Raw genomic sequence first — 14,487 nt, 5'->3', positions numbered from 1 at the left:
TTATTACTTTTTTTTCGGTTTGACACACTTTTTTGAACGTTCCCGTGCTTGGCCAATTTTGCTCACTTCAACATTTTTACTATGGGCAAATCTCTCAAAATCTCTTGCCAAATGTGTCCAACATATCTGTCTATTTTCACGATTGAAGTAATTGTATACAGCGTATCTATTGCTCACAACTATGCCATCATATTCTGGCAGTAAACTCTTCAACACCTTCTTACCACAAGACTCGCTTACCTTCAGAAGTGTCAACGCTTTGTTCGTTATTACCCAACTCCAGCCTCTCTTTCCTTGATTTCTGTGTCCTGTTTCGTCTATATGCAAATATTCGCTTCCTTGTAACTCTTCCTTCATTTTCTCATATTCAGATGCACACTTCTTCGATGCCCTGCGTTCAGTATTTGAGACTAAACCAAGGCTTATATTTAGATTAAAAATACTGCCTAAAATTTGCTGTACCTCTCTTTTTGAGTTAATAAAAAAGCCGCTAAGGCTGCTTATAATTGTTTTAGCATTAGATCCTAGAAGATCTCTTGCAACACCTTCGGGTAAATTTGCTGTAATTCTTTTACTACATACTCTACAATGTCCTCTTTGCAATCTGTACTCAGTTACAGTTGGCTTAATTTCTGGCAATTCTGCCTTCTGATGAATAATTTCATCTTCTAAAGTAACCTTACCTCCACACATACAAATCGTATCAATTGTGCAGCTCACTACCTCGTCTGCAGCCATTAATTCACGCTTATGCCCCTTATGTCCTGGCTGACCTCCTGGTTTTTTATCACTTTTCTTTTTTGCTTTCTTACGATATATATCTCGTGATGGTGGCAGCGATGAATTTTGCGAATTTAAGCCCAATTTGTCTTGTAATTCAACTATTTTTGCTTTCAAGCTGTCATTTTCTCTGATCAGCGCTTTTATTTCTTCCTTGAGATTAGCGTTTTCTGCTACAATCTTTTCTTGCAGCACTTTTGTCATTTACCCATTCCATATTTAGCTTCCTATTTCTTTACACTTTTATATTTACTTTGTAAATCACCTTATCTCTGTGAGCGATTACGGAAATTCTTGGCTTTTTAGAAGAACCAATTTCTGGCTTGTTTTCTCCAGTATTTGCCTTTTTTAGAAGTGAAGCTCTGCCTAATTCTTGAATAATACCTTCGTTATTAAGACTTTTAGCAATATCTAGTGGCATTTTACCTTTACTATTCTTGATTTGTATTGCTCCATTTTTGACAAGCAGCTTAACTACTTTAGGTTCCTGTTTGCGAACAGCCGCATGTAACGGTGTATTTAACTCATAATTAGCGTCCTGAAAATTAATGTTCGCTCCTTTCTTCAAAAGATCTTCAATGTCGTTTGATTTTTATTTTTCTGAGGTGCTACTCTTAACAATTTTTATCAACTCCTCATTAAGATTGGCTTGACTCATAATATCATTATAGTCAGAAGAATGAGAGCTCCTATGTTTAAAAATATAGCTTACCTCTTGATTTTTAGCTAATTCATATGGCTCTTTACCCTCATTATTTTTGATATCACTTCTTGCTTGTTTATCTAGAAGTAGCGATACAAGTTTTTTGTTATTTCTGGAAACAGCAATATGCAAAGGTGTATCACCTTTATTGTTTTTAGCGTTAACATCTGCCTTCCATTCTTGCAGTAATTTTTTAACTATTTCTTTTTTATCCCTTTCAACAGCATAGTGTAAAGGTGTATTATCTTTATTATTTTTATCAATGATGTTAAGCTTTACTCCTGCTTTTAAAAGATCTTGTACTTTCTGCAGGTTGCCATTTCTTATAGCAGAAAATAGCTCTGTATTTTTCTCTCTTTCACCATCACTATCAAACCTACGATAACGTTTAAGTTCAGAAGATTTATAAGCTTGTCCTATACGTTGTACTTTCTCTAATATTTTGAAAGCTTCTGAATTATTTTTTTCTTTTTCTAAGTAATCTATTGAACGCTCCACTTTGAGCATAAATTCCACTGCCTATTTTATATAGAAACCTATATTAGATTTGATTATATGCTAATGAATAACATTAGCAATGCAAGTAGTTTTTATGCATACCTCTTTAGGTTTTACAGAATAGGCAGTTAGAGTAGAAAAACAAGTTCCAAAATAATATAAGACCTGCTGTAAAGTAAATCAGATTTTTTTTGAAAATAACTACCGTAAAAAACAGCAGCTTTCCTTTTGCAACAGGTCTATAGAAGTTGTAATTATAACAAGTAACAAATTTAACTCTATTTTTAGAGAATCTGTTTGGATTCACTCTATTTCTAGGTGTCTTTCAAACTGTGTAACTAACTGCTTTACGTTTACATGTGTAATTAAGAGAGCTTTCACAAGGCTCATGATCAAACTGCTACTTTGCAGGATTTTCTAGAGATCTTTTATTTCTCATAAAGGATGACTGAGCTTGGGAAGCAACTTTTAATGGATTTTTCTTTATACCAACATCTGATTGTGCTGCTATAATGGCACTACTTTTAGCGGGTTGCATACCTACACATTCTCTTGCTTGGTTTTGCTCAAAATTTTCCACTGTTGCTTTTACTTTACTTTTCATCTTGCGATTAACCACTATAACAGGCACCTCCACTTTTGGCACTACTTGTCTATAATCTTGATTCTCAGCTCTTAATGGTACTATCGATTTACTTTTAACTGATTTTTTAAGAACCGCTCCCACTATTTTTGGTTTTGCGCTTATTTTTTGATTGTTATAGCCTAGATTTTTAGACTGTGATGATAACGTAAGTATATCTTTTATCGCTTGTGATTCTTGTTTAACTTCTTGAACGGTAAAGGATGTTTTCTTTTGTATTTCTTATAATTCCAATAGAATTTTTGTATTTGTTCGAACATAGAAAATATTTTGCATGGAGTTTTTTCTATCTTTGGTGATTTTAGTGTTGCTATTTAATTCTAACTTTTGCATAGTACTCTCAATATTTTTATATAGGAGGTACAATGCCAAAAAAGATGGAGCGTCATGCTGCAGTGCTTAGTAAGTTAAAGAGTGTTATTCAACATACAGATTCCAAGGTCATGGCTGAAAGGCGTTCAGCTATTGAAAGATGGGTAAAAACTTACATTAGGCAGGTAGAATATCTTAAAGATGATAAGCTACAATTCTTATACAACATATTTCGCGATGAAAGTTGTTGGTCAGGTACAAGATTGAACAATACAATCTTAGGACAGAGGTTTACTGAGGAAAAAATAGGCGAAATAAAGAACCCTCTTCCTATATATGATATGGCATGTCGATACTGCGTGATAGATAAAATTCCTTTGCTCTTTCAGAAGCAGTTTGAATCTTACAAAAGTAGCTTCTCTTCTGAAGAGATAGATGATGATGGTAAGCCTGCAACTAGCAATAACAAATATGTAAAGAGTGGGTTGTTGGGTTATATGAAGAGTCAAGACCCTGTATTTAGCTTTTGGGTTGATAAAAAATCTGGAGAATTTAAGAAGCATGTCAGCGCAACAGAAGGATTTAAGAAAGCTATAGCACTTAAGTGGAGCGAAGGAGTAGAATATTTTTATAGCCTTCTAAATGAAAAAGAAAGAGAAAGGAAAATTACTGATGCAGTTACTATATTATCCTCTGTTCAATGTGACCATAATGGTGCTGTTACTTTAGACTTTTGTCTTAGTAAAATGAGCGATCAAGCAAAAAACAAGCTGTTTAAAGATTCTGAGCTATCAAAAAAAGATAAAGGAGTGTACTCTCTCTTTAGCGCGTTGATACATCAAGGTTTTTTTGATACGATGCAAGCTATACTTCCGATGTTTAAAGATAAAATACTGGAGGATAAGATACTTTCACCTAGGAGTTATACTCTTCTTCTCTCCTCACTTTCGGACATGATGCTCGAAAATTCTGAGTCAACTATTCAAGCTAGGGAAGCTATAATGAACCTTATAAAGTGTGGTAATTTCAATAATCATGAGGGGCGTGAGGAAAAAGCTGCGGTATTTTTTTCTAATGGAAGGGTTCCGATTAAGCGTGCGCTTGCAGGATTGATTGTCGATTGGCAACTTGGTTGTACAAAAAAGGAAGAGGTGTTAAAGGTACTACAGTTTGCCAAAGAGTTTTGTGCAGTTGAAAGTTTTATGTATTTTAAAAAATCTGTTGTTGATAACCTAAAAATGGTTGGTAGGGATGGTATGAGAAAAAATATAGACTATGGTAAATTAGCAGAAAAGTTGTTTGCTGAATTAGATACGGTATCCGTGCCTAACGGAAGAGGTGATTTTGGTGGAGCTGGTGACCCACAGTCTACACTAGGAAGCACTGAAGTTAGTAGTTTTTCTGGTCGCAATAAGTAGGAGTATTTTATGCATGGGTTAGTTAGAAGTTTAATAAATGGAAATTGTGGAGAATTCACGGAAAAGTTTGAATATTTCTTGGATTCATATCCATCTTTTCTGCATTCAGTTGGCAAAGATCACTTTTTTCCTGCGTTCTTTTTTGGCATGTTTGCTACTGCACATGATTCTGGTGTTGCAAACAATGATGAAAGAATCTTCTTTCGTTTTGATAATGATCCAGGTAGTCCTGGAAGGGGAAATCTAAAGGTTGCAATTCTAACAACTGATGGAAATAACAGAAGAGTTGTAAGGTGCTATACTATTGCTGACAGAGAGAATAGCTACGGTTCTAGGTTTAGCCAGCAGGAAAGGGAGCAGCTGGAAGGTATCCTGCGAGATGAAGAGCTTGAATGGCAAGAGTATAAAACATTTATATGGGCGGATAATCAAGGTGAAGATGAAGAAGAGGAAGCAGTAAGATGTAGGATATTTCAGGCAGGACAAGGGCCGTTTACTGGAAATCATGCATCTTATTTAACTCGTAGACATAGTTTTCAAGAGATTACCAGAACACCTGGGCTGCAAAATAATTATTTACCGGATTTGATGAATCAGCTAGAAAGTGATGATGCAGATGATGTACACGACACTACTGAGGAAGTGTTTCAGCATATTATTGGTGTCTACGATAGATATAGTCAGGCATTGGACTTCTATGGTAGAGAGTCTGACTATCATGGTTTTGTTTCCGGTGTTTTGATGCATTTTAGATATCGCAATGTAGCCAATATTTACCTTGAGCTGTTTGTAGGTGGTGGATATGCAGATATTACTTCTATTGTACGTGGTACACAGAGGTTAATTAATTCTGTTCCCTGTGTAACTGAACTTAAGGCAGGCAGAAGAGCAGATAGGAATGCTGGCCGTGCATTAGAGCAGGCTGGAAATTATGTTAATGGATGTCCCGTTTCATCCATATCTATTCCAACATTATCACCAAGAGCTGTCTGCGCTGGAGTGAATTTCGATTTTGGTAACCCAGGACGTTTACAGCTTGGTGTGAGGGCTTTTTTAGCAAAAGGTTCTTCTTTAATGGAAAGATTATTTGAACCTGTAGAGGATGAGGAGATTGGAGAAAATGTTAGGGATTATCTACTCCATCCAGCCTTTGGTGTACCTGCTGTACCAGGTATTAGGAATAGGGGTGGTGTTAACGCTAGAGATAGAAGAATATTTCTCTATACAAGTGGATTTGCTTTCGCAAGTATTGCATTTGCAAAAGGAACTGTGCCAATAGAAGGAAATCGTGCAATAGTAGATAAGCACTTGTTTCACTATGACGGTAATGCAAAAATGTTAGATGAGCAAAGATACAATACACAAGTAAATATTGGAGATCGTGCTTTGACTATGGTTTTGCATGTATCACGAGGTAGAGACCAGAAGGAGGAGGTGATCGTATTTCATGTTCGCCACGTATTGGCTAATCAACTTTTTCCGGACAATGGATTGGATCTATCGCGTTGGCCGAATGCTATGGTACATGAAGTGGTGTGTAATTTGACCATAAATAGAAGGACAAGAGGAGTAAATGATAACCTTGGTTTAACTGTTAATGTAGAAACATTTGACTCGCCTGCTGACTACCTGCTTGATAGAGGTAATCAGCCTTTTCAAGGTGAGCTTTTACGAATAGGTGGCGTTAGTAATGTGCATCGCGCTGCAAATGTAATGATGAATACTGGCTGGGAAAATGAAGATCCAGACAGTCATGAACGGTTTTACCAAGCAATTTCCAACGTGCTAAATCCACCCCAGCCAAATAATGCAGGACTCCAATCATTAGCATGGGTAGTGAACAGAGATAATGCTAGAGAAGCTGGGTTTCATGCTGCATTGCATGGATTATTTTACACTTGCGATAATCCTGCTAGGGTAGTTAGTGAATTTCAGGTTGGAGGAGGAGGAAAGTTAGACTTAGTATTGTCACGAGCTATAGGAAGGATGGGAGGTACTCATCCGATTGGAACAGAGCTAAAGTTTGCTGCCACTGAAGCAGACGTACAAAATAGAGAAGAAGAAGCAGATGAACAGGTGGAGGGTTATCTGCAGAGTAGAGGGTTTGATCGCATTACTGATGGAGATAAAATGGTTTTCTCGTATGCCGTATTTAATGATCAAGCGCCAGCACCAGCACAAAATGTCCCAAATACCCTTATAGCAGTTAGTAATGTTCTACGCATAAAAGATAACTTAGGAATTGACACTGTGGACGACTTTCCTTATAGATAAAAGGGATTATTGAGAGTTTAATTGTCTGTCATAAATAGCAGGTTTATAGTTAGAATTGGTTGATAGTGTTGTATTGACTACTTCATTTTGTAACCAGATCGGCTTTATTGAGTAGTGGATTACAGATGGGCAGGCAAAAAAATCCGTGTAGTAAGTTCAAAATCAATGTCGGAGAATTTTATAGAAGTGTCAAGTTGAAGTTGATGTGGAAGGAAAGAGACTATAAATTCTGCTATGTTGATTGCTTAACACTCTGAATCAAGGTTGCGAGTTTACTATCCTATCAGGCATCTTTATTAGGTTAAAAGAAAGTTTATGTAAACACCTGAACTTACTACAAAAACTCAAAAATTGCAAAATAATAAAAATATTATATTAAAATCAGCTTGACTCATATTATATATTGTACATAATATATCAAGCTAGGAGGAAAGTATGGTTATTGCTGAAGCTATCAACGGGCAAAGTAAACAAGCGAGCAAAAAGCTAGAAGAGAAATTAAGTCCTGGACAAGAGTGGTCAGAAACAGACAAACTATTGGATGAAGAGTACGAGTTAATTAAAAAATATTTATGGGTTCCATCTGAATTAAATGGAGGTAGATCTCTAGTTGATGGTCAATGTTCATTTGAGGAGCTGGTGTGTATATGGCTTGCTCATACAACAAATTTGAACGAGAATCAAAAAAAGTTAAATAAAGAATTACTAAAAACTCTTAAGGGTATAGGTTCTTATCTTCATGAGTACGATACTAAAAAACTTGAAAATTTTTTAAAAAATAACAAGGACGATCAAGATTTAAAAGTTGTTCTTAACCTTAAAAGGGGAGAGTCAGGATTAACGTTATTGCATGCTGCTTCAAGACTCAATGATGATCAGAGCGGTCCTACTTTAGTCAATTTACTTCTACAAGCAGGGGCTGATCCTAATATAGAAAGCAATGAAGGGAAAACACCTTTACATTATGCTGCTGATAGTAACTATAGGTATCTCACTATAAATCTACTCTTGGAGGGAAAAGCTGATCCTAACATACGGGACAATAAACGAAAAACCCCATTACAAACTGCTATTGATAATAATAACTGCCACATTTTAGAATGCTTCTTAACTGACAATCAGAAAAAGTTGAGTAAAGAGCTGTATGATATACTTTTAGGTATACTCTCGCCTGAAGATTATAAAAAACCTCATGTTATAGGTGAAGTTTTTAATCGTCAGGCTATTGAAAATTTAGGCAAGTTTCTGGATAAACATAAGAATAGTCAGGATCTCAAAATGATTTTCATTGTTCAGGATAGAGTAGGTATGTCAAAAGTACTTAGTTATGCTAGAGCTACTTGCAAAGAAGCAGTGGATTTACTTCTAAAGGCAGGAGCAACTGATCCTAAAAAAGATGCAAATATGTGCAATAAGAAGAAAAAGTGTTTGCTTCCACCTAGGACTTTATGGAGTATCCCAAACCAACAGATAGTGCTAGGTGGATTTTTAAATGACATATCTCAAGTTGAAAGTATGGATCAACTGGAAAAAGTTGTAGATAGAGCTATAGATTTCGGAGTAATGTTAAATTTCGCTAAAAAATCTTCTCAAGGTGAAAAGTACAACTTTACAGATTATGTAATAAAAGAAATTAGTAGATTAGAAAAGAATCCTAAAGTTGCAAGTGATATAGTATGTAAGTTGGTATCGTGGGGAGCAGCGTGCTATACTAAAAACAGTATAGATGTAATTGGCGAACTGGAATTAGAATTTAAAGATCACAAAGCTAATATGATAAAAGCTCATGAAAAGTATGTTAATTGTACTCAGAAATTCCTGAAAATCGCAAAAAATGCGACCAACGGCAAGTTAAATCGTGCAAAAATGGATAACGCTACTTTTTACTTAGAATATTCAGAGGACAGTACAATAGATGTTGCACAAATTACAGATGGAACAAGGGATTTAGGGCTAACCCATGGAGATGTAAAGTGTGGAAGAAATATAGTAAAGATCGGTAATAGTGAAGTAGAGATTATCACAAAAGATGGTGTAAGGAATTACACAGATCTTACAGAAGGTGGTGATATAGTATTAACTTTCTATACCATTCAGGGGGAACTAGAGGTTAGGTTATATCCTGATACACAAAATAAAGATCTAATAAGAGTAGAGGTGAACGATCAAGATTTACTGGAGGAATTAAAAAATTGTAACGAAAAAATAGGTAAGAATTGCTTACTAGGGGGGTTACCAGTTGATCAAGCCATAGAACGAGGTTTCTTTACTAGATCAGGAAAACTTTGTCAATATTCCGAAACAGTTAGTTCAGCTGCTCAAACTGTAAATGAAAAGCAACAACTATTACAGGATTTACGCTATATTGAGTCTAATATTGTAAAAAAGGAGAAGAATTTTGACATAAAAACTCACCTGGTAGAAATCTTTAAAACTTTATCTAGATTCTGTGAAGAAAAAGGGGATATTTCTAAAACAGACTTAGCTAAAGCAGCAGAAAAGGAAAGTAAAAAATTGGGGTTAGAAGGTAAATATAACTGGAGTAAGATTTTTGGTTTAGAGAAAGGAGTTATTGAAAAAGCAGAAAAACAAGGTGATAAAGAACAAAAATCAAACATACCTGATAATTTCTATTTAGGACAAGCAATTGAAGATGGAAACTGTTTTTTTGATTCGTTTAGACAAGAACTAGAACAACAATTAGGAATAAAAGCTACTGTTGAGCAATTGCGACAATATTGTAAAGAGTTTGCACGAAATAACCCACCAGAATGGTTCATAAATGCTATTACTAACAGTCATGATAATAATGGCGTGGTGCGTAGGGAAACTCCAGATTTTTATGCAAAAAATATTCTAAATAACAATAGATGGGGTGATCCTGAGGTTGAAGGTAGAATACTTTGCGGAAAGTATGGTGTAAAATTGCATGTTGTAGAGAGTAATCCATTACATGCTACTGATGAACAACAAGATCCATCCTTGCATCAACTAATAGATAGTTTAGGATCAAGAAGTACAGGTGAGTATAATAGGATAGATTATGATGACAATAATGTCTTACATATAGTAAATAAGGGACATGATCATTTTGAACCACTGTTTAATAGTAATAAAATCTTGGCAAAATGCTATTCAAGCTTACCAAGGTGTAGTATGGACGAGTTAAAGATAGAATCTCACCAACATAAGTCACTACTTGTAAGTGGATCATAGCTCCGTATATGACTTGTTACACAGCAATGATGGAGGAAGTTTATTTAGATGGTTAAAAAAGAATTTACTTAGCACTTATGAATTTTCAAGTACGCTTTCAGGTTCAAAGGAAGCTGTAGATTAGTCCACATGTACTACTTTCTCGAGTTGTATGCTGGGATTTAGAGTATTGTACGTTGCATTTTTCGATTTCTATAGAATTTTTCCCCAGATCTATTATTAAAATGTGCAGCTAAAATTCGATACATTTTCTGCCATTGTCGTATCTAGCATGCTAAAATCTTCGTCATTTATATTGATATTTTTGCATAATTGAGTGTCAGCTTTTATAACATTGATTTGCTTTTTTACATCAATCTTGACTTCCTCAACATCTTTTGGAATGGCCCTTCGTATCAGCTCCTTCTGGCACGTACTCTTTCTGTTACTTTTGTAAATTAAGACGCCATTCCTTACAATTTTTCCATCTGCTCACTCCACAACACCGGTATTTCTCTCAAATCAACTAATTTCAAATTTCTTGGCTGCCTCCCATTTACTATATCTTCTTTAATCTTTGGTGCTAAATAATTTCACCTTTTCTTTCCCTATTAAGAACTTCACAAACTCAAGATTTTCATGGTTATAACTGACAGCATGGTGCACAGCCATCTTCTCGACGTACATAATTAACATTAGCCCCTTTATAAAGTTGAGCTTCTACTCCACTGCGGTCTTTTCTCTTGACAGCATCAAGAAGTAATTCATTTCTTAGTAAACTTTCAACTTCTTCATGTCCTCCATCATTTGCAAGTTCCAATGGTGATCTATTATTGGAATTTTTAATATCAATTCTTGCTCCTTTTTCTATGAGAAACTCTACAGCTGATAAATGTCCTTCCTTGGCAGCATAGTAGACTGATCTGTGGTTTTAGAATTAATAAATGATTCTTGTTGTTGCTTTTATATTAGAAGCTTTACAATCCCTAGATATCCTTTATTGGTAGCATAATGCAAAGGAGTCCAATTGTTTTTACCTTTTGTACCAACTTCTACTCCCTTATTAAGAGAAAACTTTACAATATCGATATTTCAAAAATCAGCTGCAATATGAATAGGCTTGTTTTCGTCATTAGTTTTAGTGTTAAAACCTACACCTTTATTATTTACTAAAAATTTTGTTACTTCTAAGCTATCAAACTTAGCTGGATGGTGCACAGCCATCTTGACCAAAAAATCATCCCCCTATCGCGTTCTTATCATTATGCCTTATACCCTGTATTACACCTTCAGATATAGTCATTTCTAACCTCCAACATCCTTGCTAATAAACCCTCACTAAAACTGCCGAAAAGACTTTATAAGTTAATATTCTAAATCTCAATATTTTATGGTGCAGGTTTTTATTTTTAAAACATTATACTTTGTGTAGGGTATAACTACACGCATCAAAGTGAAAGAAAAGCAAAATGATGAAGAAAATGAAAGTTTAAGTTTTCTTCAACGACTCAAGGAGAGAATTTATGCTTTAAAGCCTGTATTAGCAAGAGCCTTAATCACTAAATGAACAATGTCACGCAGAGTTTCATCCTCAATTTTTCTATATTCTCTTACTAATCGGGATATTTCTTCGCTGCCCACATCACTATGGAAAGCCTTATCATGTAAATCCTCAGAGATTTTTGTAAAAAAATATGACATATCAACTGACAAAGCTTCTGCCAATTTATACAACCTATCAACTATAAGCCTTACCTCCCCAGTTTCATATCCTTGTATATGTTGAAATGAAATTCCAAGCTTTTTTCCTAAATCTCTTTGACTAAAACCACACATTAACCTTCTTTTCCTTATTCTTTCACCTATTTGTTTATCAATAGGGTACTGTTCAGCTTGCACAATCATTTATTAATATCTTAATTTATATATCAAAGCAATACTAACTCTCATTGTAACTTTGAGAAAAAGATTTTACTAATATATAAACCGCACTACGTAACCTTTTGCTCTTAATCTCATTATATCCTTTGACTAGCTTTAACACCTCTTCATCGTAAACTTCATGTGAGCCGGCATGCACATCAGTAAAAAAGTTAGCAACATCAATCGATAGGGCTTTTGCTAAATCATATAATCTACTAGCCAAAACACAATTTGAGCCATTTTCGTACCTTTGTATCTGTCTATATGAGACACCTATTCTTTTTCCCAATTCGGTCTGCGTTAAACCATGATCTAGCCTTAATTGTTTTATCTTTTTACCTAATTGCACTTTTCACCTCTTATTCAAATTTACAACAAATTTTATGAAGTGGAAAAAAAGCTAGCAAAGTAATTGCTTTAATAATTTCTGCCTCTCGCTAATTAAATCGTTTGGCCTTAAGTATTTTTTCTCAATTTCCCTCATCTCTTTTTCTCGTTCTGCAATGCTATTTCGTATTACTTCAGCCGAGTATCTGCTTTTGCCACATGCAAACTCTGATCTTAATCTTCTAACCTTATATTCGAGCTCAGCAAATCTTTCATGCTGCTCAAGAAGCTCTATCATGTGTTTGATTTTAGAATTTAGCTTTTTTTCCTCAACATCTCTCACAATAAAAGAAAGCAGAAGCTTATCTATTTGGTAATCAATATTTGGTTGAGTAGCAAATAGATTGATCATAGCTTTTACATCAGTAGGATTTGCAACTAATAAGCTAAAATTACTACATAGAAAATTATAGAACTTTATCGTCTTCATAAGATAGTTTTTCATATCTTGTGATAATTGTAATTCTTTGTGAATTCCTGACAGCAATATTTTCAATTCTTCCAAGTATTCTACATCAAAATTACCTACTTCTGTGGGTAAAAGGATCATTAGCAGCTTTTTTACAAGCTCAACATCATTTGATTTTACTGCATTATAAAGAGCTTTATCCTTATCTTCTTTTAAATCATAAAGCTCTGACGAGTTATCTATGCTGAATAGATATTCAGTATTTCCTTGAGGAGAGTAGATTAAAATGTCCACTTCTCTTAGCGGGTGGTCATCATTAAACTTTTCTAGTAACTGCTTATCGGTGGTTTCCTCTATTGCTACAGCAGCTTTACTGATCTTTTTCAGTTCAGAAACATTATCTCTTGAATTTTCAAGTATGTCTTTAGCCTTGTCTAGCAGCTGCTCATATAGAATTATTTTTTCTTCATTATCTAGTAGCTGACAATGCTTCTTCAACTTTTCAGTGGAGTAAGACAAGAGATCCATTTCTTTCAGTTTTACAATCACAATACCCAACTTTGATTGAAATTGAAATAATTTTTACAAGATGTGTTTTTCTAGTGTAAATGCCCGTAAAACTTGTTATTATAACATACAGTAAATTAATAAGTCGTACAATATTAACAATTAAATAATATTTATCACGATATGATCGAATAGTAATGAAATTAAGTGAGGGTTACAATGAAAAAAATAAATGGTAAAAAATTGCCTAGTAAAATGTTAAAAGCGGTAGAGCGAATAGCAAAAGAAGGGTTATTACCTAATTTTATAAAAGCTGCTCCAACAGCGAATAAAAAGATTAGTAAATTACCTGTCTTAACATATCCTGAGGAGCTCAATCCATTTCGATCAGCTTTATGCAGGACAAGACTAAGTGAGTATGAAAATATGAAACTAAATGAATTCCTGGAAAAAGCTATTGCAGCTAAAAATATAAACGAGTTAAGTAAAGTTATCGATGAAGCTTTGGACTTAGGAATAAGAATAAATGCTGCCAATGAAAATGGCTTTGGCTTCGCTAACGTTACAATGTTTAAGATGTATCGTGATGAATTCAAAGGGAATAAACAAGAGGATATAATCAGGAAGTTAGCATTAAATGGAGCAGATTTTAATGTACAAGTTGATAAGAAAATAACTGAAATTCATCAAAAGGTGCAAAAAGAAATTGAGCCACAAATATATAGTAGGCTCACAAAACTCAGGGAGGTTGGAGAGAACGCTACTATAGAAGGAACTGTTGAAAATGTAGAAATTGATAATAAGATCTTCTATATTGAATTTTCACATAGCTGCATAGTTGATGTTGCCAAAGTTGTAGAAGGTGCAAAAAATTTGGGCTTAAGTAAAGGAGACTTAAACCTTGGCGGTAATATCATAAAAATAGGTGATGGTGAAGTTGAGGTCAAAACTGGGAAAGATGGTAAAAGAAATTATGTAGATATATCCGATAACAGCGCTTTTACAGTAACACTTTGCACTAGCCTAGGAGAGCTAAATTTAATGGTATATCACGATACAGAAGACTATCATCAAGTACAAGTTGAGGTGGAAGATGAAGAAATGTGGAACGAGTTGCAAGAAATAGGAGAAATCGTAGGAAAGGGTTGTTTATTTGGTGGAATGTCTGTTAAAGAAGCAGTAGAAAAAGGCAGTTTTACTAGATGTGGAAGATGGGGCGACCAAAATTCTAAAAGTAGTGAGACCTTTTCTTGGGTGAATAAATTAAAAGACAACAAAACGACATCCGTAGGACGTTCTTGATTGGAGACAAGTGGCTATGTTTCACATAGCTACTTGTATATCAGAAATAAATGGTTAACTATTACAAAGTAAAGTGGTTTTTAAAACTTAATCGGGAACGTTCAAAAAAGTGTGTCAAACCGAAAAAAAAGTAATA

The 14,487-nt window shown here is 34.6% G+C and carries 13 protein-coding genes and 2 pseudogenes; 4 read left to right on the top strand and 11 right to left on the bottom strand.

Features of this window, described 5'->3' with window-relative positions:
* Positions 1–3 precede the first annotated feature (3 nt).
* From JR312_RS01905 to JR312_RS01890, 4 genes are all read right to left on the bottom strand, one after another.
* On the bottom strand, positions 4–984 hold the full coding sequence (locus tag JR312_RS01905; protein ID WP_416647577.1) for an IS66 family transposase: 981 nt from the start codon (positions 982–984) through the stop codon (positions 4–6).
* 31 nt (positions 985–1,015) lie between these two features.
* Entirely contained in the window at positions 1,016–1,348 is a 333-nt protein-coding gene (locus JR312_RS01900) for an ankyrin repeat domain-containing protein (protein WP_416647576.1), read from the bottom strand.
* Between the two features lie 24 nt (positions 1,349–1,372).
* A complete protein-coding gene (locus JR312_RS01895) occupies positions 1,373–1,990 on the bottom strand; it encodes an ankyrin repeat domain-containing protein (protein ID WP_416647575.1) in 618 nt (205 codons plus the stop codon).
* 391 nt (positions 1,991–2,381) lie between these two features.
* Entirely contained in the window at positions 2,382–2,708 is a 327-nt protein-coding gene (locus JR312_RS01890; RefSeq protein WP_007549972.1) for a hypothetical protein, read from the bottom strand.
* Between the two features lie 281 nt (positions 2,709–2,989).
* Here JR312_RS01890 and JR312_RS01885 point away from each other — a divergent pair, with 281 nt between their 5' ends.
* The 3 genes from JR312_RS01885 (at position 2,990) to JR312_RS01875 (ending at position 9,844) form a co-directional block, all read left to right on the top strand.
* Complete coding sequence (locus tag JR312_RS01885) at positions 2,990–4,354, top strand: hypothetical protein (RefSeq protein WP_416647574.1); 1,365 nt, start codon at positions 2,990–2,992, stop codon at positions 4,352–4,354.
* Positions 4,355–4,363: 9 nt separating this feature from the next.
* Positions 4,364–6,628, top strand: coding sequence for a hypothetical protein (locus tag JR312_RS01880; RefSeq protein ID WP_416647573.1), 2,265 nt, complete (start codon positions 4,364–4,366; stop codon positions 6,626–6,628).
* Between the two features lie 435 nt (positions 6,629–7,063).
* Positions 7,064–9,844 (top strand): ankyrin repeat domain-containing protein, encoded by a 2,781-nt coding sequence (locus tag JR312_RS01875; protein ID WP_264377396.1) that lies wholly within the window; start codon positions 7,064–7,066, stop codon positions 9,842–9,844.
* Positions 9,845–10,296: 452 nt separating this feature from the next.
* On the opposite strand, the pseudogene JR312_RS01870 reads toward JR312_RS01875, so the two are convergent.
* From JR312_RS01870 to JR312_RS01840, 7 genes and pseudogenes are all read right to left on the bottom strand, one after another.
* Positions 10,297–10,416, bottom strand: a pseudogene (locus JR312_RS01870) (zinc ribbon domain-containing protein); the annotation flags it as partial.
* Between the two features lie 50 nt (positions 10,417–10,466).
* Positions 10,467–10,727: pseudogene (locus JR312_RS01865) on the bottom strand (hypothetical protein); the annotation flags it as partial.
* A 59-nt stretch (positions 10,728–10,786) separates the two neighbouring features.
* Positions 10,787–10,906: an ankyrin repeat domain-containing protein gene (locus tag JR312_RS01860; RefSeq protein WP_353285524.1), complete on the bottom strand. Its 120-nt coding sequence runs from the start codon at positions 10,904–10,906 to the stop codon at positions 10,787–10,789.
* Positions 10,907–10,915: 9 nt separating this feature from the next.
* Positions 10,916–11,056 carry a hypothetical protein gene (locus JR312_RS01855; protein WP_353277769.1) on the bottom strand — a complete coding sequence of 47 codons (141 nt, stop codon included), beginning with the start codon at positions 11,054–11,056 and terminating at the stop codon, positions 10,916–10,918.
* Between the two features lie 288 nt (positions 11,057–11,344).
* A complete protein-coding gene (locus tag JR312_RS01850; RefSeq protein WP_416647572.1) occupies positions 11,345–11,728 on the bottom strand; it encodes a helix-turn-helix domain-containing protein in 384 nt (127 codons plus the stop codon).
* A gap of 34 nt (positions 11,729–11,762) precedes the next feature.
* On the bottom strand, positions 11,763–12,095 hold the full coding sequence (locus JR312_RS01845; protein ID WP_416647571.1) for a helix-turn-helix domain-containing protein: 333 nt from the start codon (positions 12,093–12,095) through the stop codon (positions 11,763–11,765).
* Positions 12,096–12,146: 51 nt separating this feature from the next.
* Complete coding sequence (locus JR312_RS01840) at positions 12,147–13,091, bottom strand: hypothetical protein (protein ID WP_416647570.1); 945 nt, start codon at positions 13,089–13,091, stop codon at positions 12,147–12,149.
* Positions 13,092–13,268: 177 nt separating this feature from the next.
* Between JR312_RS01840 and JR312_RS01835 the strand changes: the two genes are divergently transcribed.
* Positions 13,269–14,351: a hypothetical protein gene (locus tag JR312_RS01835; RefSeq protein WP_416647569.1), complete on the top strand. Its 1,083-nt coding sequence runs from the start codon at positions 13,269–13,271 to the stop codon at positions 14,349–14,351.
* Positions 14,352–14,487 lie beyond the last annotated feature (136 nt).

This window comes from Wolbachia endosymbiont of Nasonia giraulti (assembly GCF_048054155.1).
Taxonomy (GTDB): domain Bacteria; phylum Pseudomonadota; class Alphaproteobacteria; order Rickettsiales; family Anaplasmataceae; genus Wolbachia; species Wolbachia pipientis_C.
Note: the sequence above shows the minus strand (reverse complement) of the source record. Positions and strands in the feature narration are given on the sequence as shown.